Raw genomic sequence first — 25,100 nt, forward strand, 5'->3', positions numbered from 1 at the left:
CCTGCCCCCGCAACCAAACTTCAAACATCCCCAGCAATACATAAACACCCGCCCCGCCAGGCTCTTGACGTCTAATGTCAATCCGCAGTGCCAAAGCCACATCGCTCCCAAAAAGATCACATAATCATCCGAACAAGGCCCGCCGGGTAAAACCAGCGGGTTTCTTGACGTTTGATGAAATCGGAAATGCAAGTGTTCGCAGCAAAACCAGTGGGTCCGGCCTTACTCCGGAACGGACTGCGTCATGATCTCGCTGCGCAGAACCGGTCCTTCATCTCCGAAATAGGTCTTCAACAGCTTCGGAAAATCATCGGACTGGTAAAATTCGGTAAGCGTCTGATCCACGAGGAGGCGGAAGGTGGAATCGTCGCGCCGTAGCGCGATCCCATAGGGCTCATGTGTGAACAGGCGGTTGCCGATCGCCAGCGCCGAGGGCGCGCGCGCATGCGCGGCAAGGCTGATAAGGAGGGCGCGGTCGGCGAAATAGGCGTCGATCTTGTGGTTTTCGAGCGCATACAGCCCATCCTGATGGTTGGGGAAATCGACGACGCGGGTTTGCGGGACATCGGGGCCGAGGGCCTCACGCAGCGTTGCGCCCGTGGTGGTGTCCGCGCGGACGCCGATGATGCTTGCCGAAGGCGATTTCGTATCCGTGGCCCGGGTCGGGCGTTTGTCGAGGAAGAGGATCTGCAGGTATTCGGGCGAATCCTTGCGCAGCAGCGCGCTCGCGCCGGTCAGGAAGATCGGCTGGGAGAAGTCGACGCTTTCACGCCTGGCAAGATTGATGGTGACGGCGCCGCAAAGAAGATCGATCTGGCCGCTTTTCACCGCGTCGAAGCCGTCGGCCAGAGTGATTTCGATATAATTTCGCTTCACCTGCGGAAGCTTGCGGGCGACCGCATCGGCGATCTTGCCGCAGAGATCGATGGTATATCCCGCCGGATTGCCGTCCTTCTTCTTGAACGAGAAGGGGGCCTCGTCGGTGATATAGCCGATCCGGATGGTTCCTTTCTGCGCGATAAGGTCGAGCGTTTGCGCGGCGGCAGCGTTATGCGCTGCAAGGCCAAGGGCGAGGCCTGCCAGAACCAACCGTCCGATACATTTCGCCAGCATGATCTTCATCTCCGAAAGAATGGTGGCGATTGCAAGCGCTTGAGGGGAGATTATGGCCTGCCCGACATTTGTCAACGGTGGATTGTTTTCGGAAAATTTCGCGGCAAGCTTGCGTATCTTAGGGATCACGAAGAGTTTCGTTATCATCCCGCGCGTTTTCACTTAATCCAGGGTGCATGATCAGGCCAATGCGACCTTGGGACTTGGAGAGAGGGACGTCATGAGAGATATCGGCGGTGTGATGCGGAATTCGGGCTTTGCTTTCGGCATTGGTTTGATGGCGCTTAGCGCGGTCCTGAGCCCCTTTGGCGCTTCAGTGGCTTCCGCCCAGACCATCATCGACGACTGGCAGACGGTGAAACCGCCGGCGGCGCCGGAGCTGAAGCCGGTGACGGTCGATTTGAAGACGACGGCGCTGCTGATCCTTGATTTCAATGGTGCGCAGGATCCGACCAAGGGGCCGTGCAACAAGAATACCAAGCCGCGCTGCCTTGCCTCCGTGCCGAAGGTCAAGGCGATGCTGGACGAGGCGCGCGCCAAGAACGTGTTCGTCGTCTATAGCCTCGCAGGCAAGGGTGAGCCGCAGGACATCGCAACGGATCTTGCGCCGCTGGCAAGCGATCCGATCGTGAAATCCGGTCCGGATAAATTCATCGGCACCAATCTTCGCAATATCCTCGCCGACAAGGGCATCCAGACAGTCATCGTCACAGGGACTGCGTCGGAAGGCGCGGTTCTCGATACTGCTACCGATGCGGCGCTGAACGGCATGAACATCATCCTGCCCGTGGATGGCATGTCTTCGACCGAGCTTTACGCGGAGCAATATGTGGCCTGGCACATGGTCAATGCGCCCGGCGTCTCGCAGAAGACGACGCTGACCCGGATCGATATGATCAAGTTCTAGTCGCTCGCCTAGTTTGCCGGTAAATTCATAACACACCCCACTCTCGCGTTCGGAAGTGGGGTGTTTTCGTTTGCAGCGGACAGATCTTTCAGGACAGGGTTTCGCCGAACAAATTCAGCAGGCGTTTCCAATGCCGTTCAGCGCCCGTTTCGTCGTAGACGCCGTGGTCGGGGACGGTCCAGCCGTGGGCCATGCCGACGTAGTTCTCGATGATATGATCGACGCCGCCAACGCGGAGCGCCTCGGCGAGGCGGGCGGATTGTTCCGGGGGGAAACTGTTGTCGACGCCGGCCACGCCGACATAGACGCGCGCCTTGATGTCGGCGGCAAGACGATGCGGGCTGTCTTCGGCGTCGCTGGCGAGATTGCCGCCATGGAAGCTTGCGGCGGCCGCGATGCGGTCGGTATAGATGGCAGCCGCAGTGAGTGCGCGGCCGCCGCCCATGCAATAGCCGACGGTGCCGACCGGGCCTTCGGCGCCGGCCGCCGTTAGCGCGTCGAGGAAGGCGGCGCTATCGCGCTTGGTCATGTCTTGCGTCGTGCCGCGTAGCATCGTCATGATCGCTTCGCGCGAGGCCGGGTCGCCGAAAGCGTTGCCATTGAAGGGGCCATAATCGCCGAAGCGATAGAAGAGATCGGGCAGAAGCACGGTATAGCCGGAATTGGCAAGCCGCTGCGCCATGCCATAAAGCGATGGGCGCGGGCCCATGGCATCCATGTAGAGAATGACACCGCGCTCAGCGGAGGCACCATTGTCGGGGCGGAAGAGCGAGGCTTTCGCGACGCCATCGTCTGTATTGATCTCAATATCCTGTTTCATCGTCAAATCCCTTGCGGTCCTGGTTCGAATGGTCGTTCCCCCAAGCCGGCACTTTGGCAAATGGCCGGCAGGCGCTCAACGGCATTTGCCTTTTAAAGGGATGCGGCGGAGAGATCGGCGATCAACATCTCTTGAGTTCCCGCTTTTGCCATCGGTGGAATAGTATCCCGGACGACGGCGTCGATGCGCGGGGCCGATGGAGGATGCATTCCCATGTCTTTTCGTCAGATGGTTCCGGGCCTTGCGCTGGTCTTTTCCCTTGTCTCGACGCTCGCCTTTGCCGCACCGCCGGAGCAGGGCCACACTGGCGGCGGGGGTGGCGGCAGCGTTCTTTCCCTGTTGCCGGCTGATGCGGTCAGCGAGCATCTGCTCAATGCCGATGGCAAGAGCATTCCCTATACGGCGACGGCCGGAACGCTTGATCTTTTCGGCCAGGATGGCGCGCGCACGGCTGCGATCTTCTATACCGCCTATGTCGCCAAGGATCGGGATGCCAACAGGCCGATCACCTTCGTCTTTAATGGCGGGCCGGGGGCGGCCTCAGCCTTCCTGAGCCTTGGCCTGGTCGGCCCGCGTATTCTCGATTTTGGTCCCGACGCCCGCGACGGCGCCAATGCCAAGCTGGTCGACAATCCCAGGAGCTGGTTGAATTTCACCGATCTCGTCCTGATCGACCCGATCGGCACCGGCTGGAGCCGGACGGTCAAGCCGGACGACGCCAATGACTTCTACGATGTGCGTGCGGATGCCGACAGCCTCGCCAAGGCGGTTGCGCTTTATGTCGCCCACAACGGGCGGGCCTCTTCGCCGAAATATATTCTCGGCGAGAGCTATGGAGGGTTCCGTTCGGCAAAGGTCGCCACCAGCCTGCGGCGGGAGCAGGGTATCCTGCTTTCCGGCATCGTCATGCTGTCGCCGCTGATCGAGGGACGGCTCGTCTTTGGGGCGAATGATCTGGCGTTCGGCGCGGCGCTCGGATTGCCGTCGCTGGCGGCCGCCGAACTGGAGCGGCAAAATGCCTTTAGCGAGCAGGGGGTGAAAGACGCCGAGACATTTGCGCTGAACGAATATCTTCCGGCGCTGGCAGGCCCGCCGCCGACCGGCGATGCAGGCCGCGCCTTCTATGGGCGCGTGGCCAAGCTGACGGGTATCCCCGAAGATGTCGTTGCTCGGAACCAGGGCTTTCTGGGCGGCGTCTATCAGAAACACTCCGATGGCGCCGGCGCGGATGTTGCCAGTATGTACGACGCCTCGTTCCTGGCGCCCGATCCCTATCCCCAGTCGGATGCCGAGCATGGCGGCGATCCGATCCTGGATGGTTTTGTGCGTGCTTATGGCGGCGCTTTTTCGAGCTATGCGCGCGACGAACTCGGCTTCCATACCGACATGACCTATACGCTGTTGTCGAATTCCGTGAACGAGCAATGGAACTGGGGCGGCCGTAAAGGCGGTTCGCGGCTGAGTGCCAGCGCGACGGACGATATCAAGGAAATGTTGTCGCTGGTGCCATCCTCCCGGCTGCTGGTGGCACAGGGCTATAGCGACATCATCATTCCCTTCGGCGTCAACAAATACGTGCTCGATCACATGCCGCCGGCCTTTGCCGACCGCGTGGCGCTGAAGCTCTATCGCGGCGGGCATATGTTCTACACGCGGCCGACGTCGCGCGAGCAGTTCACCGCGGATGCTGAGGCATTCTTCACGGCGAAGCCGGCAACGCCGCCCGCGGCGCAGTCGAATTAGAGCGGATGCATGCCGCTGTCAGACGTTCCTGGCAACCATGCCGACGATGGTTTCGAAGAGTTCGGCCTGTGCTTCCTCAGCGGTAATATCCCCGGTCGCCGCGGCATAGGATAGCGCTTCGGCCGCACCGAGCATGGCCCACAGACCGGCGGAAGCGATGGTGCCGGCCTTTGCAAACGGGGAGAGGGCGATCCGGCATTTCTCGATGAACACGGTCTCATAGTCGCGTTTGATCTTTTCGAGCTCGGGTGAGCCAGCCAGTGCCGCGATTACGCCGGGTATTTCACGCCCCTGAAGCAGCACGCAATCGACATAGGCGGCGGCGATGACCGATGCCCTGTCGGTCAGGGTCGGCTCGCTTGCCTGAAGTGCAGCGTCCATGGCTGTCGTCTGCCGCGCGTCGAAATCCTGGTAAAGGGCCGCCAGCAGGCCCGGGCGCGTGCTGAAATGATCGTAGACCACAGGTTTGGTGATGTTGGCCCGCTCGGCAAGGCGGCCGAGCGTCAGCGCTTCCGTACCCTCGTCGCGGATCACCTGCCATGCGACGGCCAGAAGCTGGCGATGCCGCTCCTCTCTCGTCAACCGGCGGCGCGGTGGCGAGTTGGAAGCCTGTTCCAGATCTTCGGTGCTTGACATCACTATATACCAAAAGTAACTTACTAAAAGTATATAAGATGTTCTCCCAACCCGCAATCCGTTCGCAGGAGCTTTTGCCATGCACGCGCTTATCGTTGTCGCGCATCCCGATCAGAGGTCACTCAGCCATAGTGTCGCGGCACATATTGCCGAGAGCATGTCCCTGTCCCGAGAAGGCGACACCTCCGAAATCGCCGATCTCGCGGCGGAGGCTTTCGATCCGCGATTCACCGCAGCCGATATCGCTCTCCATCTGAGGCAGGCGCCGCCCGCCGCTGATGTCGCCGCAGAACAGGCGAGGATCGATCGAGCCGATGCCCTCGTGCTGGTCTATCCCGTCTACTGGTGGTCGATACCGGGGCTTCTCAAGGGATGGATCGATCGGGTGTTCACCAATGGCTGGGCCTATGATGAAGATCCGGACGGAAAATCGGAGAAGAGGCTTCGCCATCTCAAGGTTCATCTGGTCGCCATCGGCGGTGCCAGTCTGCGCACCTATGCGCGGCACGGCTATTTCGGCGCGATGAAGACGCAGATCGACCACGGGATCTTCGGCTACTGCGGCGCGCGCGTTGTTACATCAGAGCTTCTGCTCGGATCGGAGCCGCAGGATGTGGCATCTCATCTGAAGGCGGCGATCGCCATCGGCCGCAATCTCTTTCATGCACCTGAGCGACAAGAGACGGCGGACGCTGCGTGAACGGGTAGCGGCTAATCGTGCTGTATCTGAAACAGATGCTTGATGCGGGCGCTCAGCGAGCTGATGGGAGCGCCGTTGACCAGCATGTCGCTGGCGCCGAAGAGGTGATGCTCGGCTTCGACACGCTTTGAGAGGATGGCGCCTAGCTCTTCGGCGAGGGAAGGTCGGTCGCGCAGCAGCGGCGCCAGGCAATCCTCGCCGATCTCGTAGGTCACGACGAAGGTCAGTGCCCGGATCGTGCCGACTTCATTGGCATCCATCAGCAGACCGCCTTCGCCGAAATAGTCGCCGGGGGCAAGTCGTGTCAGTTCGATTTGCCGCTGAGCCTCTTTGCGGGTGATGCTGACGACGCCGGAGCGCACGATCGTCAACGCCCGCAGCCGGGTTCCCTGCTCGGCGATGACGGTGTCCTTGCGATAGGTATGGCGCTGCATATGCGATGCGAGGTGTTCCTTTTCGTCTTCGGTCAGCGACGAGAACAGCGGAATATTGTTGAGCAGCCGCCAGGGCGTACCCGGATGCTGGGCGACGCTCGCCGCCGCCTCGGCTCGCTCTTCCGGCGGCATGATGATCGCACCGGGAGGGCCGGCAAGCTTCAGGCCGCCGGCTTTCGAATGACGGTAGATGAGATCGTAGATTTCGTTCTTGGCGGCGGTGGTCTGCGATATGTCGCGGATGCGGAAGGTCAGTTGCAGCTCCACGGCCTGCGCGTCGATCGAATTGACCATCACACTGGGCTCGGGCGTCTTCTGGATCGTGTTGCAGCTGATCAGCACGTTGCGCATCACCTCGGCGATGACGTTCGGCTGCGTGGTCGGCTGGACACGCACGGTGATGGTGACGCCGTGGCTCTCGTCAGGGCTGGAGAGATTGGTGATCCGCGTCTTGGCAAGGGTGCTGTTCGGAATGACGACGAGGTCGTTGGTGCCGTTGAGCAGATGCGTGGCCCGCCAGTTGGTTTCGACGACGCGGCCCTGGATATCGTTGTCGAGCACCACCCAATCGCCGATGGAATAGGGCCGGCCGAGATTGAGCGCCAGGCCGGAGAAGACATCGCTCAAGGTGCTTTGCAGCGCCAGGCCGAGAATGATGGCGAAGACGCCGGAAGTGGCGATCAGCGTGCCGATGGGAACGCTAAAGACATCGGCGACGACGGAGAGAATGGCGCCGAGATAGATGATGCCGACGACCACATCCTGCAGCAGCCGGCCTTCGCGCGGCTTGCGCTCGAAGATCAGGAACAGCCGGACGAAGGCGACCAGCACCCAGGCGGCGTTGAGCCACCAGACGATCTTGGCGAAGCCGGTGAAGACACGCAATGTCACCGTGCCCTCAGGCGAGCTCTGCTCATAGGGCACGATGCCGTGGTAGAGTAGAAGCGCGGTGAGGCTGACAAAAAAGGCGATCTGCCCGATCAGTCGGCCGGCGCGCCGGTGGCGAAGCAGGAAGCGGCTGACGAATGTGCCGATGACCACCAGGATGCAGAACTGGACGATGGGATCGGCGAGAAGCGCAATGGACATGAGGACTTGGCCGCAATCGGTCGTTCGGATGACCGGTAAATTGGCACGAACGCTGCCGCAATACCATATAGGATGGTGTGCTCGTTTTCCCGCCCCTTCAGCCTTGATCCTCGGGCAGGGCCGGCGCATAAGGTCGTCATCGTCTTATCCTCGGGATAAGACTTGATATTTAGATGACGATTATCATCTTACATCTGTCATTTCATCCTGCTATCTGCTCCTGACGGGCGCACCTCCCAGCGCCCCGGCATCATCAAGGAATACCCATGACACAGTCTTTTGTGATTAGCGGCGATCTGCTGATTGGCGCGGAGTCGACCGGTAAAAACAAGTCCGCGCGCGCCATCAACCCGGCGACCGGCGGAAATCTCGAGCCTGCCTTCGCCATTGCCAGCGAAGCGGAGGTGGCCCGCGCCTGTGAGCTTGCTGGCCAGGCGTTCGACACCTATCGCGCTACCACGCCCGAAGCCCGGGCGACGTTTCTCGAGACCATCGCCGACAAGATCATGGAGATCGGCGATGCGCTGATCGAGCGCGCCACGGAAGAGACCGGCCTGCCGGTCGCCCGCCTGCAGGGCGAGCGCGCTCGCACCGTCGGCCAGCTCCGCCTGTTCGCGCAAGTGGTTCGTTCCGGCGAATGGCTCGACCTGCGCGTCGACCCGGCTCTGCCGGAACGCAAGCCGTTGCCGCGCCCGGATCTGCGCCTGCGCCAGATCGCGCTCGGCCCCGTCGCCGTCTTCGGCGCCAGCAATTTTCCGCTCGCCTTCTCGGTTGCCGGCGGTGATACGGCTTCGGCGCTGGCGGCCGGCTGCCCCGTCGTCGTCAAGGGCCATCTCGCCCATCCGGGCACCGGCGAGCTGGTCGGCCGTGCCATCCGCGCGGCCGTTGTCGCCTGTGGCCTGCCGGAAGGCACCTTCTCGCTGCTGACCGGCGCCAACGAGACTGGCGCAGCACTGGTGCGTGATCCGCGCATCAAGGCTGTTGGTTTCACCGGCTCTCGTGGCGGTGGCCTAGCGCTCGGCGCGATCGCAGCCGCAAGGCCAGAGCCGATCCCGGTCTATGCCGAGATGAGCAGCGTCAATCCGGTCTTCCTGTTTCCGGCAGCGCTTGCCGCCCGCGCAGAGGCGATCGGCAGCGGTTTCATCGATTCGCTGACGCTCGGCGCCGGCCAGTTCTGCACAAATCCCGGCCTGGTCTTCGCCATCGACGGCCCCGATCTCGACCGTTTCGTCGATGCCGCCAGCGCGGCGCTTACCGGCCGTGCCCCGGCGCCGATGCTAACGCCCGGCATCCATGCCGCTTTCGACAATGGTGTTGCGGCTTTAGCCGGCCATGAGGCAGTAAAGATCGTTGCTCACGGCGCGCCTGCCGAGGGCGTCAACCGTAGCCCCGGCATCTTCTTCGAAACCGATGTCAAGCAGTTCCTTGCCGATGAGCGGCTCGGTCACGAGGTCTTCGGCGCTGCGAGCCTGCTGGTGCGCTGCAAGGATATCGACCAGATGATCGCGGTTGCCGAAAAGCTGGAAGGCCAGCTCACCGCGACATTGCAGCTCGATGCGGGCGACCATGCCATTGCCGTCAAGCTGCTGCCGGTGCTGGAGCGCAAGGCCGGACGCATCCTCGCCAATGGCTGGCCGACCGGCGTCGAAGTCAGCCACGCGATGGTGCATGGCGGCCCGTTCCCGGCGACATCGGACAGCCGCACCACTTCGGTCGGCACCCTTGCCATTCGCCGCTTCCTGCGCCCGGTGTCCTATCAGGATATTCCGGACGGCTTGCTGCCGGTGGAATTGCGGGATGAGGAGGTCAAGGGGTTGCCGCATCTGCTGGATGGCATCCGCAAGGGCAATTGAGCGAGACCTCAATATCTAATAGCGATTGAGGAGATTGCCACCCTTTGGAAACGGGCCATTTTGGCCCGTTTTCTGCTTCCAGTTGATGTTATGCCGCTGTGCTGTGGCGGGCTTCGAGATGCGCCTTATAGTGCTGGAGCGATAGCTCCGCTCCGAGATGGGATAGTTCGGTGGCGACTGCCTCCGCCGCATGTTCTGCTGGCTCCATGACGCGTTCGAACATCTCTGCTTCATAGGCTCTGACGGCATTTCTCCAGTCGTCGTTTTCCAGAAGCTGACGGCCAAGTTCGGCCGCATCCAGCATAGCCGCGTTCACGCCTTCTCCACCGAAGGGCGACATCACATGCGCGGCGTCGCCCAGAAGCGTTATTCCGATACGGTTCTGCCAGCGATGCCCGACCGGCAGCGCATAGATCGGCCGCGAGACGATATGGTCATTGCTTGCGTGGATGAGGGCGAGGATCTTCGGCGCCCAGCCTTCGAATTCCGCGGCCAGCTGTGCGCGGGCTGACGCCGGCGACGCAAAGTCAAAGGCTTTGTTGGCCCAGTCGGCGGGCACGCGGAAAATCGCGTAGCCCCTGATGTGGGCATTGCCGTTGCGTTGCACGATCATGCCTCTGCCGTCAGCCTCGACACTGATCTTGCCACGGCCGACAAGGGCAGCGAGCTCGGGATGGCTGGCGTCGACGTCGTCGATGCCGAATTCGATGAAGCTGATGCCGCTATATTGCGGGCGGTAGTGGGAGACCAGCGGCCTTACCTTGGACCAGCTGCCATCGGCACCGACGACGAGATCAAAGGGGCCAGCCGTTCCGTGTTCGAAGAACAGGTCGTAGGCGCCGTCGTCCCGAGGACATACCTCGCGCAGGTCGTGGTTCCAGCGGATGATGTCCGCCGGCAGGGAGGCGAGCAGGATCTCGCGCAGCGCCGTGCGGTCCACTTCAGGCCTGTCGGATTCGTCGGCCTCGTCATCGGCAAACAGCAGCGTACCGTTCTTGTCATAGAGCCGGCTCCCCTGATCTTCGTAGCGCGCGATCTGCAGGAATTCTTCGTAGAGGCCGGCGTGGCGCAGCGCCAGCTGGCCGGATTCGACGTGCAAGTCGAGCGTTCCACCCTGCGGCCGAGCGAGTGCGTGCTCCTCGCGTTCGAAGACGGTGGTTTTCACTCCGCCCTGGTGGAGAATGCGGGCGAGTGTCAGGCCGGCGGGGCCTGCGCCGATGATGGCGATACGGGGATAAGATGTCATGGACAAGATTCTCTTCTTTCTGTAGATAGGTACCTATACAAATCAGCATAGGTACCTATACAAGTGACGAAAATATGACCGATTGGGACTTGTTCGAGAATCCGGCGCCGCTCATCAACATGGCGTCGCGCAGCTTTGCGCGGCTCGGCGAGCGTCGAGTGAAGGCGTTGGGCTTCAACATCGGTCAGCTGCCGGTGCTCTACCTGCTTCGGAATGGAGCGCGGATGTCTCAGAAGGAATTGGCGAAGTTCGCCAAGATCGAGCAGCCGTCGATGGCGCAGATGTTGGCCCGCATGGAGCGCGATGGTTTGATCCGGCGCACGCCAGACCCGGCGGATGGGCGCAGCAGCCTCGTGTCATTGACCGAGGCGGCCCTCGCGAAGCTTCCCGCAGCCCGCGATGCTTTGGACGAGGGACGGGAGATGGTTCTGGCGGGATTCAACGACGACGAGGTTCAAATGCTGCTGCAATTGATGCGGCGACTTAATCGGAACCTGGAGCGGATGATCTTGGAAGAAGATGTGTCGTAGGCACGCTTCTTTGCGTGCCTACGGTATGGGTTTGGCGTCGCCGGTTGGTCAGATTTCCGCGTAGACAATCCCCGTGAACGAGCCCGCATGATGCAGCAGCTCGCGTTCGCCTGAGCCATCGAGGCTGGCCGAATAGAGATTGCCGCCGATGTCCGTGAAGAACATGCGGTTGTTGGGGAGGTCCAGCGACAGGCCGATGCCTTCGTCGAGGCCCTCGAGGACGACTTCGGAGGTTGCCGCGAGATCGTCCATCTCGGCGCGGTTGACGGTATTCCCGCGTGGAAGATTACCGCGGTCGGTCCAGTAGATGGTGTGGGTGGCGAGATCGAGTTCGAGGTCGATCGGCTCCGGCAGCTTGTCGAGCAGGACTTCTATATCGCTGCGGCTCGTTGCCGTCTCGCCTTTCGGGATATTGATGCCGGCGCGGAAGATGCGGCCGAGGCCGGCGTCCGGTGGACCTTTCTGCGTCCAGTAGATCTGCCCGAGCGGCAGGTCGAGCGCGATGCCGACGCACCAGCGTTCGATATCGGCGCTGTCTTCCGGGCTGTCGCCGTTCTGCACGAGGGTTTCAATGTCGGAGCCGTCGATGTTGGCGCGCATGACACGCATGCCTTCACGATCGCACCAGTAGAGCTTGCCGTTGCCGTAATCGATCTGGATCTGCTTCGGCGTTACCAGCGTACTGCCAGGCGGGATCAGCGTCACATGGTTGCTGCCGTCGAGATCGATGCGCTCGATCGAGCCGTCATGGGCATTGTAGTCCGTGCCCATTTCCGTCCAGTAGAGCCAACCGTTTTCGCTGTCGACGAGAATGCCGTCCGGGCTGCGGCCCGGTCGCTGGTTGATCAGTTGGAGGTCGGTACCGTCGATGGCGGAGGAAAGAATTCGGCCGTCATTGATGTCGAGGAAGAACAGCCGTTCGGTGTTTTCGGGGGAGGTGGCAGGCGTCCGTGCTTCTGCTTCAGACATGAGAGCATCCTTTCAAAGGGGCGGATCTGCGGATCACAGCAGCGCGATGATGACATCGCTTGATGACAGCATCATTCGTCTTCGTGGTCTTATTGAGGATCTGCTGCGATGCAGCGAAGATCAAGCGCCGAGATGTCGCGGGTCATGCTTCGCCCAATGCGATCGCTGTCATGTCGAACGCGGTCGGCATCTGCGATTCCCGCCAGCGCCCCGGCGTGAGGCCGACAGATTGCGAGAAGACGCGCGTCAAATGGCTCTGATCGGAGAAGCCGCACATCAATGCGATCTCAGCAAGCGGCGTTCCCTTGCGCATCAGCTCCTTGGCGCGATCGACGCGGCGCTGCATCAGCCAGCGATGCGGCGGGATGCCGGTGCTGCGGGCAAAGGCGCGGGCGAAATGGCTGGTGGAAAGGCCGCAATTGCTGGCAAGCTGCGCGAGGGACACATCCCGATCCAGCCGGGCATTGATCGTATCGCGGGCACGTCGCAACTGCCATGGCGTCAAGCCGCCGATAACAGCGGATCGCGCCATCGGCGCGCGACCATAGCGCTCCGCGATATGTGCGTTGAACGCCCTGCCGATGGGATCGATGAGCAAAGAGCTTGTCTTATCCGGATGTTCGACGGCCGGGATCAGGCGGGACAACAGGTTTTCGAGGACGGCATCGCCGCCAGCGCAGCCGGGTGCGAGCGAGAGTTCGATGATCCGATCGAAGCTGTGGCGTGACAGATAGAGGCTGATGGTCTCCTTGTCATTCGTCTCCGCAGGCGGGTCGAGGATCAGGCGGGCAAGCGCGATCATGCCGTGAGGAAAGGGGATGATCGGAATGACGTATTCGCCAAGCTTGACCTGATGCATCGCCGGCTCGTGACGCTGTAATTCAAGTACGAAGGCAGGCGCCTCGGGACAGTCGAGGTCAATGCCGTTTTTGCAGAGGATAGCGCGAAGCGGACGCACCGGCGCGCTCAGCCTGAAATAGTCTTCGGACCCTGCGGTATCACGCATCGTTGCTACGCCCCAGCCTCACAACAGCCGGCCCCTCCGGGACCAATGCCAGTTACGATTACCAATTTTCGCGCCACTATCCTAGATAGTGCGGTGCGAAAGCAGTTAGTCGCGTTAAAATATGATATAAATATACCATTGCTAATATAGAAATTGCGCCAGCGCCAATCGAAATCGGACCCTGGCGCAGCCAAAGTTACAAGTGCTGTTTTTCCCAAGAGGCTAGGCGATCTTGTAACGCTCCGCTGGTTTCGTGCGCGATAGATTGGGCATCATGGCCTGGCGGGCGTTTTCGTAGGCGTTCCACTGCGCAATGTCGGCAAGGGCGGGCACGGTGGCGAATTCGCCCTGATCGAAGCCGGAGAGCGCCGCATCCACCAGGTTTTCGGCCGACATGACGATTTCATTTGGCAGATGCTCGACGGGCGTGCCGGCGATGCCCCAGAAATCGGTGGCGGTGGCGCCGGGCAACACGACCTGGACCCTGATGTTCTTGTCGGCCAGTTCATGCTTCAGCGACTGGCTGAAGGCGAGCACGAAGGCCTTGCTGCCGCCATAGACGCCATTAAGGGCTTCGGGCGCCACGGCGACGATCGAGGCGATATTGATGATGGCGCCGCCGCCCCGGGCGACGAAACCGGGCACGGCCGCATAGGTCAGCCGTGTCAGCGCCGTGACATTCAGGGCGATCATCTGCTCCATCTTGTCGATGTCGGTGGTCAGCAGCGGCGCGGTGCCGCCGACGCCGGCATTGTTAACCAGCAGTGTGATGCTGGCATCCTTACGCAGGGTCTCTTCGACGCGGGCGAGATCGGCCTTCTCGTTGAGGTCCGCCGCGATGGTTTCGACCGTGCGGCCGGTTTCGGCGGTAAGGCGCTGCGCCAGCGCCGTCAGGCGGTCGCCATTGCGGGCGACCAAGATCAGGTCGTAGCCGCGCTTGGCGAGCCGGTGAGCATAAAGCGCGCCGATGCCGGTGGATGCGCCGGTGACGAGTGCCGTGCCTTTGTGTTCGATGGTCATTGGGTCTCTCCTTCGGTTGAGAGCGGCGGCGGCTGCCGTTCGCTTGGAGAGAGTCATAGCCCTACTTGTTTCCGTCTCAAATGTCATATATGCCACCTTTTAGGACAAGGTAGAGATTTCGGCCATGCAGCGTATCGCCTTTCTTCTATATCCCGGCTTTCAGGTGATGAGCCTTGCCGCCGCCTCGGTGTTCGAATTTGCCAATATCGGCGTGCGTGAGCCGATCTACGATATTTCCTATGTCTCCGAGACCGGCGGCAGGATCGTCAGTTCGATCGGCATGGCCGTGGAGACGATTGCCTTCGGCGACCCGGCCTTGGATACGCTGATCATCAGCGGCGCGCCGGCGGAGGTGGTGCCGACGGAGGGGGAGCGCCGCTTCATGCAGGCGGCGCTGGCGGCATCGCGTCGTCTCGCCTCCATCTGCACCGGCGCTTATTTCCTCGCGCATGCGGGACTGCTCGACGGGCGGCGCGCGACGACGCATTGGTCTGTCGCTCGCGATATTCAGACACGCTTTCCCAGGATCAAGATGGAGGAGGATCGCATCTTCATCATCGACGGCCCGGTCTGGACGTCGGCGGGCATGACGGCCGGCGTCGATCTGGCCCTGGCGATGGTGGAGAAGGATCGCGGCATCGATCTGGCGCGGGCGGTGGCAAAGAAGCTCGTGGTCTATCACCGTCGTGCCGGCGGCCAGTCGCAGTTCTCGGCGCTCTTGGAGATGGAGCCGAAGTCGGATCGGATCCAGAACGCGCTCGCCTACGCCAAGGGCAATTTACGCACGCCGCTCTCGGTGGAACAGCTTGCCGAGGCCGCGCATCTGAGCCCACGGCAATTCAGCCGCGCGTTCCGCTCCGAGACTGGCCAGTCGCCGGCAAAGGCTGTGGAGAATCTGCGCGTCGAGGCGGCGCGGCTGATGATGGAGGAAGGGCGGCATTCGATCGATGTGGTGGCGCAGGAGACCGGATTTGCCGACCGCGAACGCATGCGGCGCGCCTTCCTGCGGGCATTTGGGCAGCCGCCGCAGGTGATCCGGCGGAATGCGCAGCGTGACAGTCTGGCATGAGCCGGTGCCCGTGCTGATCGCGAACGTGCCTCACATTTCGAGCCCATTCAAATAACTGTCATCGAACTGCTATAAATCCCCGCCATTCCCATGGCCTGCCGGCCTACAACGGCGGACCTGAAGCCGGAGATGCATGAGATCATGTCGACGCTCCAGCAAGTCGCCTTTCGCGCCGGCTGCTCGATCGCGACCGCAAGCCGGGTGCTGAATCATAACGGCCCGGTCAGCGACGAGATGGTGCGGCGCGTGCGCCGAGCGGCGGCCGAGCTGGGTTATCGCGCCAGCGGTCGCGCCGGCAGCTATACCAGTCGTCGGCCGGCGATCGGAGTCCTTATCCCCAGCATCACCAACCCGGTCTTTGCCGCTTCGCTTTCCAGCATCCAGCACCGGGCGCTGCATGCCGGCCATAGCGTGCTGATCGCGCAGTCGAACTACGATCCGGCGCAGGAGGCTGATGCCGTCGCCTCGCTGCTCCAGCAGCAGCCGACCGGGCTCATTCTCACCGTTTGCGACCCCGAGCACAGCCCGGCTCTTTCCTCCGCGCTGCCGCCGACCGTGCTGCTCGGCAACCTGCCGACGGCCCGCTTCACCGCCGCTGTCGCGACCGACAATTTCGGCGCCGGCCGGGATCTGACCGATCATCTCCTGCGTATGGGACATCGCCGCATCCTGTTCATCGCCGGGCATTTCTGCGCGTCGGATCGGGCAAGGCTGCGCTATCGCGGCCATGTCAAGGCGATGGAGGCCGCTGGCCATTCGCCCTTCGATGTGCTGGAGATTTCTTTCACAGACGGCCTCGAGCAGCTCGATCTGGCGGATGTCATATCAAGCCTGAGCCCGACCGCGATCATAGCCTCCAACGATCTCTTGGCCCTCGGCGTGATGGGAGCGTTGCGACGTCAGGGGCTTTCCATCCCGCGCGACATCTCGGTGGCCGGTTTCGACGGAATTTCCCTCGGCCAGCTGATGGAGATGTCGCTGACGACGGTGGATATACCGGACGCGACCATGGGGGCGGCGGCCGCCTCGCTGCTGCTCGACATGGCGGAAAATGCCGCGCCGCCACGCCACCTGACCGTGCCCTACCGGCTGCGGCCGGGCGGGACTGTCCGCAACCTCAACACCTCGCCCTGACGCATTCACGGACATGGAAACGCCGCCTCCGGGAAAGGAGGCGGCGCATCTGGCGGTCAATGAAGCTTAGCTGCGCGGCAGCATGCCTTCGACGTCGGACGCGGCGTCATCAAGGGCTTCCTTCGGCTCGGCCGAGCCGTCAACGATGCGCGACAGGTTGTCGACGATGGTCTGCGTGACCTTGACGCCGTTGGCGCCGGGGAAGGCGTACCAGGGGATCATCACCGGCATCTGGCTGAGGCCGGCCTGGAACAGCGGGTTCTTCTTGTAGAAGTCGCCGAGATACTCGGCCGACTTGGCGGCGAGCTCGTTGTTCGGGACATAGCCCGTGCCGGGAACGACGACCGAGGCGCCATAGGGGCCGGCGGCGAACTTGGCGAACTTCCAGGCAGCTTCTTCCTTGACCGGATCATGCGTCAGGATGACGACGGCATTGCCGCCGGTCGGCAGGCGGCCGTTGACCGGGTCGATCAACGGGATCTTGGCGGTGCGCAGGTCGAACTTGGCGCCGACATTCTTGACCGTGTTGACAAGCGCGCCGGTGGTCTGGAATTCGAAGCCGACCTTGCCGGCGGCAAAAGCCTGTTCGCCGGCAGCCTTGGTGAAGACCGGCATGCCGCCTTCCTTGACGAAGCGCTGGATCAGCGCGACGGCCTTCTGTCCTTCAGGACCGTTGAAGGCGACCTTGCTTTCATCGTCGCTCAGCATCTTGCCGCCGGCGCCGAAGAGGAGGGCGGAGAACATCCAGTCGTCGCCCTGCCAACGGAAGTCCATGCCGTCGACGCCGTTGCCGAGTGCCTTGATCTTGCCGGCAAGCGTGATGACCTCGTCCCAGGTCTTTGGCGGGTTGTCCGGATTGCCACCGGCGGCCTTCACGAGATCGGCGTTGTAGTACATGATCGGGTTCGAGGTCGCGAAAGCGAGGCCAACCTGCTTGCCCTTGACCTGGGCGAGCTTCAGGATCGTGTCGGAGAAGCCCTGCTCGGCCATATTGCCGTCCTTCTGGACGAGCGGCCCGAGATCGACGGCGACATTGCGCTCGTCGATCATGCGCAGGCGATTGAGGCCGATGAAGGTGACATCGGGCATCTCGCTGGTGCCGGCCTGGCGCAGGATGGTCTGGATGCCTTCCTCATAGGTGGCCGAGGGAGCGGCGAACTGGATCTTGATATCCGGATTTTCTTCCATGAACTTCTTCGAGATCGTGTCCATCACGTTCTTGAAGAAGCCCGGCATCGGATAGTGAACCGTCAAGGTCGTCTCGGCATAGGCCGGGACCGACACGACCATCGAAATGGCCGCGGCGGCGAGAATCTGGGTGATATGCTTCATCGCTCGTTCTCCTGTTGTGGAACCGGTCAGCCCTTGAGACCGGTCATGGTGATGCCCTCGACGAAGCGCTTCTGTGCGAGAAGGAATGCGGCGACGAGGGGAAGGGTGATGATCAGCGTGGCGGCCATCAAGGCGCCGTAGTCGTCGCCGGATTCGGCGGCGCGGAAATACATGAGGCCCAACGGCGGCGTGGCGTAGGCCTGATTGCTGATGACGATCAGCGGCCAGTAGAAGTCGTTCCAATGCGCCACGACCGAGAAGATCGCGAAGGCGGTGACGGCTGGCCAGGCGTTCGGCACGATGACGCGAGCGACGATGCCCAACTCCGACATGCCGTCGAGGCGGGCGGCGTGGATCAGATCATCAGGCATGGCGCGGAAGAATTGCAGGAACATAAAGATCGCGAAGACCGAGATCGAGAAGGGCGCGACCAGAGCGGTATAGCTGTTCAGCAACGACAGGCTGTTGAAGGCGACATAGAGCGGCAAAGCGACGGCGTGGATCGGGATCAAGAGGCCGAGCATGATCAATACCATCATCAGCCGCGCGGCCGGGAATTTCAGCTTCGCCATGGCGTAAGCGCAGGGAATGGCGATCAGCACCTGGAAGAAGAAGATCAAGCCGCAGACGACGACGCCGTTGAGCAGCAGCGTGCCCATCGGCACCTTGCTCAGCGCCTTGGTGATGTTCTCGACGTAGAAGAAATGCGTCGGGATCAGTCTCAGCGCCGACGTGAAGATATCGTCCTGCGCCTTGCCGGCGGTCGAGATCATGAAGATGTAGGGCGCCAGGAAGACGAGGGAGCCGAGGATCAGCAGCGAAAGGCGCAGGATGCGGCCGGGAGTGAAGCCTGTGGAGGTCATGTGTAATGCACCTGCCGGTCTTGGACGCGATATTGCAGGAAGGTCAGCACGACGAGAATGGCGAGAAACACCGATGTCATCGCCGAGGCATAGCCGACCCGGAGATAGACGAAGCCTTCCTGGTAGATGGTGAAGAGCAGGACTTCGGACGCATGGTTCGGGCCGCCTTCGGTCAGTACCTTGACGGTGTCGAAAACCTTCACCGCATTGATGATGCTGATGGTGATGACGAACAGCGTCGTCGGTCCGAGCATCGGCCAGGTGACCAGCCAGAAGCGATCGAACGCCGATTTCGCGCCGTCCACCTCGGCGGCTGCATAGAGTTCGCGCGGGATGGCGGTGAGGCCGGCCAGGAACAGCACCATGTTGAAGCCGACCGTCTGCCAGACGCCGATGATCGACAGGCTGTAGAGCGCGGTCGATGAGGAAGCGAGCCAGTTCGGGCGCGGCAGACCGATTTCGCCGAGCAGGGCGTTGATCGGGCCGATGGTCGGATGGAAGAGATATTGCCAGACGGTTGCCATGGCGACGATCAGCGAGGCAACGGGGAGAAAGTAGGCGGTACGGAAGAAGCTGCGGCCGATGCCTTCGCTCTCAATCAACAACGCGACGCCGAGGCCGAGCAGGATCGAGACCGGGGCGACGATGGCCGTATAGACCGCCGTATTCCACAGCGATTTCTGGAAGGTCCGGTCCTTGAGCAGATGCGCGTAATTCTCGAAGGCGACGAAGCGCAGGCCCTTGTCGCCGAGCTGGAAATCGGTGAAGCCGAGGACGACGACGGCAATGATCGGCAGCAGGATGAACAGCACGATCAGGATGATGGCGGGCAGCGCGAAGAGCAATGCGGTGCGGGCCTCGCTGCGCTCGTGCTTCACCGCCGACCGCATCGGGATAGCCGTGGCGGCAATGCTAGCCATGTGCCTTCTCCCTGCCGGCTTCGACCATAACCGGGGTCGTGCGCAGGCGGCGGCCGTCTTCGGCGAAGACCATGGCCTGTTCCGGTGCCAGCGTCAGCGCGACCGGCATCCCGGCAGAGAGGCCTGAAGTGTCAGCGGGCGTGAGCTTAGCGACGATGCTCTCGCCGATGCCGTCGAGCTTGGCATGCAGGATGACTTCCGAGCCGAGGAATTCCATCCGCTCGATATGAGCGGCGAGCGCATCCTGGCGGTTGCCGGCGAGACGAACGAATTCCGGGCGGATACCCAAAGTGACGGCAGAGCCGGCAAAGGAGCTTTCCTCCAGCGCCAGCCTGATGCCGCCGAAGGCGACGGTGCCGTTTTCGGTGAGCGCCGGCAGCAAGTTGATGCGCGGCTGGCCGACGAAACGGGCGACCTCGACATGGGCCGGATCGTCATAGATCGTCTGCGGTGAGGCCAGTTGCAGCAACTGCCCGCCGATCATGACCGCGACGCGGTCGGCCATCGACAGGGCTTCCGCCTGGTCATGGGTGACATAGACTGTGGGAACGCCGGCGCGGCGGTGCAGATCGACGATCTCGCCGCGGGCATGGACGCGCAGGTTGGCGTCGAGATTGGAGAGCGGCTCATCCATCAGGAAGACGCTGGGACGGCGCACCATGGCGCGGGCGAGCGCCACGCGCTGCCGCTGACCGCCGGACATCTGGCCAGGCTTGCGGTCAAGCAGATGGTCGATCTTCAGCGAGGTCGCCATCTCACGGACATCGCGGATGATGCCGCTGCGGGTCGCGCGCTGGCCGGGGATGAGCGCGCCGATGAAGGGCAGGCGCTGCATGCGCGTCAGGCGGCGCATGGCGAGCGGCACGGCGATGTTTTCGGAGGCCGTCAGGTGCGGATAGAGCGCGTAGGACTGGAAGACCATGGCGATGTTGCGGTCGGCGGCCGCGACGCCCGAGATGTCGTTGCCGGCAACGAGGATTTCGCCGGTATCGGCATGATCGAGCCCGGCCAGAATACGCAGCAGCGTGCTCTTGCCGCAACCGGATGGGCCGACGAGGGCGATGAATTCGCCCGGTTCGACGTCAAGGCTGACGCCCTTCAGAATGGCGTTGCCGCCAAAGGATTTGGTGATGCCGCAAAGCGAGAGCGCGCTCATTCCGTCGGCTCCTTCGCCTTGGGAGTTGCCTGCGGATAGACTTCCATGACGACGTCGTCGAGGAAGTAGGCCGTCATGTCGGGGACGGCGACGATTTCGGTGGTGACGGTGTCGCCGAGTTCGTGGATCGCGGCACCGATGAGACGTTCGCCCGGCATTTCGCGCTCCATCTTATCAAGGATGAAAGCGGCGGGCGGCGCCCAAACGAGCGCGGTATCATTGAACCGGCCTTCCCAGGTCCAGTGCAGGTGACCGCTGCCGAGCAGGGCGACGTCGTGGGCTGATATCAGATCGTAGAGACGGCGGCGTTGCGCCGGGCGCACGCTCCAATAGCCGGTGTCGCCCTCGTCGGGTGCATCGACGAACAGCGGCTTGTGGGCGAAAAGCGCCACGCGACGGTTGCCGCGGCTTTCAAGCGTCTCCTGTAGCCAATCGAACTGCTTCTGCTCTTCGGCGTCCTCGAAGCCCATCAGCAGGCTGTTGAGGCCGATCAGCCGCCAGTTGTCTACGTCCTTCGCCCAGTAGTCCGGGCCGACGAGACGGCGCCAGCGTGCCAGGCGCTCCGGGTTGACGGGCTGATAGGAGCCCGGCAGATGGCCGACATCGTGATTACCCGGCACGATCAGCATCGGCACCGAGACCTGCCGCATCAGGTCCATGGAGAAAGTGAGATCCTCATCCTTGTCAGCGCCGTCGACGCTGAGGTCGCCGGTGTGGACAATGAGATCAGCGCCGCTTGCCTCGATCCATTTCGCCAATGGCTCCCAATTGCCGTTGAAATGCGGCTTGTTCGGGCTCAAATGTGTGTCGGTGATCTGGATGATCTTCAAGGCGCGTCTCCGGAAAACGAAAAGAGAGAGCGCTTGTGGAGGGAATTTCCTTCAAAACCGGCGCTTCTTGCTGATCTCTTTAGAAGGCCCCGATGTCAGTTAGGTAACGGGTCTTTTCATCTGTTTTCCAGTTTTGTCATATATTCGTCAAATGGCGCCGGTGCCTGTCATATGCCTAATTGAAAGACTATACGTTGGCGGTTCGGGTGATATAGATCGCTGCCGAAAGAGGAACAGAGATGTCAGACGAACAAAGCCGCATCACCACGCTCGAAGAGCTGGTGGCCTATCAGGCAAAGACCATCGAGGAATTGTCCGACCAGGTGGCGGAACAATGGAAAGTGGTCGAGCAGACGAGGCTGAAGCTGGACCGGCTGGCCGAGCGCTTCCTGACGCTGGAAGAGCAAACGCTGGATGCGCCGGCCATCACCAAGCCGCCGCATTACTGAGCGGACGGTGTCGACGGGACCGGCTTGGACACCATCACGTTTCGGTGTTTCACGCGGGCGTGTGTAACAAAAGCCTCTCTCCTCCCGTATTCCTTTTGACCGGAGAATTTACACTCGCGGTCGAGAGGAGTTCATCATGAAAGATACGATCCGCAAGGCCCTGTCGCATGTTGCCCGCCCGGCGGCCTTTGCCATTGGTGTCGTGTTGCTGGCCGGCGTTGCTCTGCAATTCGTGAGCCACGCCTCGGCTGAAGACGCCCGCGTCATTCCGGCGCCGGCCGTGGATGAAAAGCTGGGCTCGGGCAGCACGGAAACCACCGTTCTTGCCGGCGGCTGCTTCTGGGGCGTGCAGGGCGTGTTCCAGCATGTCAACGGCGTCATCAGCGCCACGTCGGGCTATGCCGGCGGCAAGAAGGATACGGCTCAGTACGAGACGGTGAGCGGCGGTGATACGGGCCATGCCGAATCCGTGCGGATCGTCTTCGATCCGCACAAGGTCAGCTACGGGCATCTGCTGCAGATCTATTTCTCGGTTGCCCATGACCCGACCGAGCTGAATTATCAGGGGCCGGACAGCGGCACGCAGTATCGCTCGGCGATCTTCCCGACGAGTGCCGAACAGGCCGATGTCGCCAAGGCCTATATCGGTCAGCTCAATCACGCCAAGGTCTTCGATGCGGCGATCGTCACCAAGATCGAGCCGGAGCGGCAGTTCTATGCGGCCGAGGGCTATCACCAGAACTTCCTGACGATGAACCCCAATTATCCCTACATCGTCGTCAACGACCTGCCGAAGGTCAAAAACCTGCAGCGCATGTTCCCTGGAGATTATCGCTCCGATCCGGTTCTGGTCGCAGCGAACGCCTCGGAAAATTGAGGAAAACCGGCTAGCAATGCGGGCCGGTCAGAGCGGGTTTGCAGGAAATGCTCGTTATTCTGCCGGTGTCTGGTGTATTGCTCGGCAACGCCAGACATCAATCGAGAGCGCTTCCCACCATGATCGTCCGCGACCGGCCGAACCTGTTTCAGCTTTTCTTCATTCTCCGCGGGTCGGTGATCCGGCGGATATTGCCGCAGATCGTTGTGATCTTCCTGCTGTCGGCGCTGATCGTCTGGGGACATGAAGAGCGGCCGAACGTCATTCTCTCCTTCAACGGATCGCCCTTCGCGCTGCTCGGCATCGCGCTTTCGATCTTTCTCGGCTTTCGCAACAACGCCTGCTACGACCGCTGGTGGGAAGGGCGGCGCGATTGGGGGCAGCTTATCCAGGTCAGCCGCGGCTTTGCACGGCAGACATTGATACTGGAAGCTGCCGGTGAGGCCCGGAAGGACTTACTGCGGCTGACGATGGCGTTTGCGCAGGCACTCGTCTGCCATCTGAGGCCCGGCGGCGACGAGAACAAGGTGCTGCAACATCTGGCGCCCAGCGAAGTCGATTTCTATCGCGCGGCTCAGAACAAACCGGATCTCCTGCTGCGCCTGATGTCGGCCGATCTGGCGCGGCTGAAGGCGGCGGGCGGGATTTCGGATATCCAATATCAAATGCTCGATGCCAGCGTCGCTCAAATGGGTGCGGTGCAGGCGGCCTGCGAGCGTATCCGCAACACGCCGCTGCCGTTCGGCTATACGCTGCTTTTGCATCGCACGGCCTATCTTTTCTGCTTTCTGCTGCCCTTCGGCTTCGTCGATACGCTCGGCTGGGGTTCGCCTTTCGTGGCCGCACTGGTCGCCTACACCTTCTTCGGCCTCGATGCGCTTGGCGACGAGCTGGAAGACCCCTTCGGCAACCGTCCGAACGCGCTGGCGATCGGCGCTCTCGCCGATACGATCGAGATCAATCTCAGGGAAGCGCTCGGCGAAACTGACTTGCCGCCGATGCCGCAGCCCAAGGATTTCGTGCTGATGTAGGCGCCTGCAAAAAAATATCTGCCGGACCATGGAATAAGATCGGCCCGGCTTCCGTATATTGGGGTATGGAACGCAACAAACGGACATTCGACGTTTTAGGGCAGCTCGGTTCGCTGAGACGCTATGCCCGTTCGCTTGTCCGCAACGCGGATGAGGCGGAAGACCTGGTGCATGATGCGCTGGTCAAGGCCTATGAGCGCAAAGCGAGTTTCCGGCGCGGCGCAAACCTGCGCACCTGGCTGCTGTCGATCCTGCACAATGCCCATATCGACCGCTTGCGCCAGAAGCGCTCGCTGAACCGTCGCCATGAAGAGGCGGCCGTCGAGTTCGAGCCTGCGCTGCCGGCCTCGCAGGACCATGCCGTGCGCCTGAGCCAGGTGCGCGATGCCTTTTTCAATCTGCCGGAAGAGCAGCGCGAGGCGCTGCATCTGGTGGCGATCGAGGATCTTTCCTACCAGGAGGCGGCCTCCGCGCTCGGCATTCCCATGGGGACGCTGATGTCGCGTATCGCCAGGGCTCGCGCCAGCCTCCGGAGCTTCGAGGAGACGGCACCCAAGATTTCGCATCTTCGGCTCATCGACGGAGGCGGCAATGAAAACAATTGATCCGATCATCGATAGCGATCTCGACGCCTATGTCGATGGCGAGTTGACCGTGGCGCGCCGTGTCGAGGTGGAATCCTATCTGTCCGAGCATCCGGCGATTGCCGCCAAGGTCATGGCCGATCTCAGCATGCGGGGTGAACTGCGCATGGCGCTGGCGGGCGAAGGCTTGGCGGCAAGAGCGGAAACCCGTGAAGCCGCCCGGCGGCTGGAGCGCGGGCTTGCCTATGGTCGCGTGCTGAGTTCCTTCCAGCGGGTAGCGGCCGTCGCCATGCTGATGACGGCCGGCTGGGTGGCGCATACATCCTTCGGCGCCTTCACCGCGACCGAAGTCAATGCTTCTGTTCCGGCGCCGGCTTTCGTCGATGACGCCGTGCGCGCCTATCAGGCGACCGCCATGCGCGACACGACGAAATCGCAGCCCGGGCAGACGAGCTACAATCCGGAAGAGATCCGTGCCTCGACGGCGATCGTCCTTCCAGAGATGCCCGTGGGCTGGCGCGTCACTGATGCGCAGATCTATCCGTCCGAATTCGGTCCGAGCGTCGAAATGACGGTCGATGCCGGCAAGGGCGGGCAATTATCGCTGTTTGCCATCCGCCCGGGCAACTTCGCCGTCCAGAAGGTCAGCCATGTCACGCGCGACAACGTCCAGGCTGCCTATTGGCAGATCGGCGAAGTCGCCTACGCCCTGATCGGCGGCGGCAAGGCGAACGAACTCGATGGCGAGGCTGAAAAGCTCGCCCGTACTCTTTATTAGTTTTGATCAAA

The 25,100-nt window shown here is 62.0% G+C and carries 25 protein-coding genes; 12 read left to right on the forward strand and 13 right to left on the reverse strand.

The genetic code is table 11. The annotated features are described in order from the left end of the window. Positions 1-222: 222 nt before the first annotated feature. Entirely contained in the window at positions 223-1,113 is an 891-nt protein-coding gene (locus AB6803_RS29980) for an amino acid ABC transporter substrate-binding protein (RefSeq protein WP_371112349.1), read from the reverse strand. A 220-nt stretch (positions 1,114-1,333) separates the two neighbouring features. Between AB6803_RS29980 and AB6803_RS29985 the strand changes: the two genes are divergently transcribed. Further along, positions 1,334-2,020 carry a cysteine hydrolase family protein gene (locus AB6803_RS29985; RefSeq protein WP_371112291.1) on the forward strand — a complete coding sequence of 229 codons (687 nt, stop codon included), beginning with the start codon at positions 1,334-1,336 and terminating at the stop codon, positions 2,018-2,020. Positions 2,021-2,108: 88 nt separating this feature from the next. On the opposite strand, the gene AB6803_RS29990 is transcribed toward AB6803_RS29985, so the two are convergent. Further along, a complete protein-coding gene (locus AB6803_RS29990; protein ID WP_371112292.1) occupies positions 2,109-2,840 on the reverse strand; it encodes a dienelactone hydrolase family protein in 732 nt (243 codons plus the stop codon). 213 nt (positions 2,841-3,053) lie between these two features. Here AB6803_RS29990 and AB6803_RS29995 point away from each other — a divergent pair, with 213 nt between their 5' ends. Continuing rightward, positions 3,054-4,583, forward strand: a complete 1,530-nt coding sequence (locus tag AB6803_RS29995) for a S10 family peptidase (RefSeq protein ID WP_371112293.1) — start codon at positions 3,054-3,056, stop codon at positions 4,581-4,583. Between the two features lie 18 nt (positions 4,584-4,601). Here AB6803_RS29995 and AB6803_RS30000 read toward each other — a convergent pair whose 3' ends face one another. Next, a complete protein-coding gene (locus AB6803_RS30000; RefSeq protein WP_371112294.1) occupies positions 4,602-5,219 on the reverse strand; it encodes a TetR/AcrR family transcriptional regulator in 618 nt (205 codons plus the stop codon). Positions 5,220-5,298: 79 nt separating this feature from the next. Here AB6803_RS30000 and AB6803_RS30005 point away from each other — a divergent pair, with 79 nt between their 5' ends. After that, the gene (locus tag AB6803_RS30005) at positions 5,299-5,919 is read left to right on the forward strand and encodes an NAD(P)H-dependent oxidoreductase (RefSeq protein WP_371112295.1); all 621 of its coding nucleotides are present in this window, start codon (positions 5,299-5,301) and stop codon (positions 5,917-5,919) included. Positions 5,920-5,930: 11 nt separating this feature from the next. Here AB6803_RS30005 and AB6803_RS30010 read toward each other — a convergent pair whose 3' ends face one another. After that, positions 5,931-7,442 (reverse strand): mechanosensitive ion channel family protein, encoded by a 1,512-nt coding sequence (locus AB6803_RS30010; RefSeq protein ID WP_371112296.1) that lies wholly within the window; start codon positions 7,440-7,442, stop codon positions 5,931-5,933. A gap of 266 nt (positions 7,443-7,708) precedes the next feature. Between AB6803_RS30010 and AB6803_RS30015 the strand changes: the two genes are divergently transcribed. After that, the gene (locus AB6803_RS30015; protein WP_371112297.1) at positions 7,709-9,295 is read left to right on the forward strand and encodes an aldehyde dehydrogenase (NADP(+)); all 1,587 of its coding nucleotides are present in this window, start codon (positions 7,709-7,711) and stop codon (positions 9,293-9,295) included. A gap of 88 nt (positions 9,296-9,383) precedes the next feature. Here AB6803_RS30015 and AB6803_RS30020 read toward each other — a convergent pair whose 3' ends face one another. Further along, entirely contained in the window at positions 9,384-10,541 is a 1,158-nt protein-coding gene (locus AB6803_RS30020) for an FAD-dependent oxidoreductase (protein ID WP_371112298.1), read from the reverse strand. Positions 10,542-10,615: 74 nt separating this feature from the next. Here AB6803_RS30020 and AB6803_RS30025 point away from each other — a divergent pair, with 74 nt between their 5' ends. Then, positions 10,616-11,071: a MarR family winged helix-turn-helix transcriptional regulator gene (locus tag AB6803_RS30025; protein WP_007699234.1), complete on the forward strand. Its 456-nt coding sequence runs from the start codon at positions 10,616-10,618 to the stop codon at positions 11,069-11,071. 48 nt (positions 11,072-11,119) lie between these two features. Here the strand turns inward: AB6803_RS30025 and AB6803_RS30030 are convergent, their stop codons facing one another. The 3 genes from AB6803_RS30030 to AB6803_RS30040 all read right to left on the reverse strand — a co-directional run bounded on the left by AB6803_RS30030 (position 11,120) and on the right by AB6803_RS30040 (position 14,066). Further along, the gene (locus tag AB6803_RS30030) at positions 11,120-12,040 is read right to left on the reverse strand and encodes a YncE family protein (protein WP_371112299.1); all 921 of its coding nucleotides are present in this window, start codon (positions 12,038-12,040) and stop codon (positions 11,120-11,122) included. Between the two features lie 142 nt (positions 12,041-12,182). Then, the gene (locus tag AB6803_RS30035; RefSeq protein ID WP_371112300.1) at positions 12,183-13,046 is read right to left on the reverse strand and encodes a helix-turn-helix domain-containing protein; all 864 of its coding nucleotides are present in this window, start codon (positions 13,044-13,046) and stop codon (positions 12,183-12,185) included. Between the two features lie 222 nt (positions 13,047-13,268). Then, on the reverse strand, positions 13,269-14,066 hold the full coding sequence (locus tag AB6803_RS30040; RefSeq protein ID WP_371112301.1) for an SDR family NAD(P)-dependent oxidoreductase: 798 nt from the start codon (positions 14,064-14,066) through the stop codon (positions 13,269-13,271). A 124-nt stretch (positions 14,067-14,190) separates the two neighbouring features. Between AB6803_RS30040 and AB6803_RS30045 the strand changes: the two genes are divergently transcribed. Both AB6803_RS30045 and AB6803_RS30050 read left to right on the forward strand, forming a co-directional pair. Beyond that, positions 14,191-15,135 (forward strand): GlxA family transcriptional regulator, encoded by a 945-nt coding sequence (locus AB6803_RS30045; protein WP_371112302.1) that lies wholly within the window; start codon positions 14,191-14,193, stop codon positions 15,133-15,135. Positions 15,136-15,276: 141 nt separating this feature from the next. Then, complete coding sequence (locus AB6803_RS30050; RefSeq protein ID WP_371112303.1) at positions 15,277-16,269, forward strand: LacI family DNA-binding transcriptional regulator; 993 nt, start codon at positions 15,277-15,279, stop codon at positions 16,267-16,269. Between the two features lie 66 nt (positions 16,270-16,335). On the opposite strand, the gene AB6803_RS30055 is transcribed toward AB6803_RS30050, so the two are convergent. From AB6803_RS30055 to AB6803_RS30075, 5 genes are read right to left on the reverse strand one after another with little or no spacing between them, the layout of a single operon-like run. Beyond that, positions 16,336-17,601, reverse strand: coding sequence for an ABC transporter substrate-binding protein (locus AB6803_RS30055; RefSeq protein ID WP_371112304.1), 1,266 nt, complete (start codon positions 17,599-17,601; stop codon positions 16,336-16,338). Between the two features lie 26 nt (positions 17,602-17,627). Beyond that, on the reverse strand, positions 17,628-18,464 hold the full coding sequence (locus tag AB6803_RS30060) for a carbohydrate ABC transporter permease (RefSeq protein WP_371112305.1): 837 nt from the start codon (positions 18,462-18,464) through the stop codon (positions 17,628-17,630). Then, a complete protein-coding gene (locus AB6803_RS30065) occupies positions 18,461-19,384 on the reverse strand; it encodes a carbohydrate ABC transporter permease (protein ID WP_371112306.1) in 924 nt (307 codons plus the stop codon). Before AB6803_RS30065 ends, AB6803_RS30060 begins: the two co-directional genes overlap by 4 nt. Then, positions 19,377-20,540 carry an ABC transporter ATP-binding protein gene (locus tag AB6803_RS30070; RefSeq protein ID WP_371112307.1) on the reverse strand — a complete coding sequence of 388 codons (1,164 nt, stop codon included), beginning with the start codon at positions 20,538-20,540 and terminating at the stop codon, positions 19,377-19,379. Before AB6803_RS30070 ends, AB6803_RS30065 begins: the two co-directional genes overlap by 8 nt. Next, positions 20,537-21,370 (reverse strand): metallophosphoesterase, encoded by an 834-nt coding sequence (locus AB6803_RS30075; protein ID WP_371112308.1) that lies wholly within the window; start codon positions 21,368-21,370, stop codon positions 20,537-20,539. The genes AB6803_RS30070 and AB6803_RS30075 overlap by 4 nt, the downstream gene beginning before the upstream one ends. Positions 21,371-21,609: 239 nt before the next feature. Here AB6803_RS30075 and AB6803_RS30080 point away from each other — a divergent pair, with 239 nt between their 5' ends. The 5 genes from AB6803_RS30080 (at position 21,610) to AB6803_RS30100 (ending at position 25,089) form a co-directional block, all read left to right on the forward strand. Further along, on the forward strand, positions 21,610-21,819 hold the full coding sequence (locus AB6803_RS30080) for a SlyX family protein (protein WP_371112309.1): 210 nt from the start codon (positions 21,610-21,612) through the stop codon (positions 21,817-21,819). A 136-nt stretch (positions 21,820-21,955) separates the two neighbouring features. Then, positions 21,956-22,696, forward strand: coding sequence for a peptide-methionine (S)-S-oxide reductase MsrA (gene msrA / locus AB6803_RS30085; protein WP_371112310.1), 741 nt, complete (start codon positions 21,956-21,958; stop codon positions 22,694-22,696). A 119-nt stretch (positions 22,697-22,815) separates the two neighbouring features. After that, a complete protein-coding gene (locus AB6803_RS30090; protein WP_371112350.1) occupies positions 22,816-23,727 on the forward strand; it encodes a bestrophin family protein in 912 nt (303 codons plus the stop codon). A gap of 65 nt (positions 23,728-23,792) precedes the next feature. After that, the gene (locus AB6803_RS30095) at positions 23,793-24,332 is read left to right on the forward strand and encodes a sigma-70 family RNA polymerase sigma factor (protein WP_007699204.1); all 540 of its coding nucleotides are present in this window, start codon (positions 23,793-23,795) and stop codon (positions 24,330-24,332) included. Further along, entirely contained in the window at positions 24,319-25,089 is a 771-nt protein-coding gene (locus AB6803_RS30100) for an anti-sigma factor (RefSeq protein WP_371112311.1), read from the forward strand. The genes AB6803_RS30095 and AB6803_RS30100 overlap by 14 nt, the downstream gene beginning before the upstream one ends. Positions 25,090-25,100: the final 11 nt, after the last annotated feature.

This window comes from Rhizobium sp. RCC_161_2 (genome assembly GCF_041355235.1).
GTDB lineage: Bacteria > Pseudomonadota > Alphaproteobacteria > Rhizobiales > Rhizobiaceae > Rhizobium.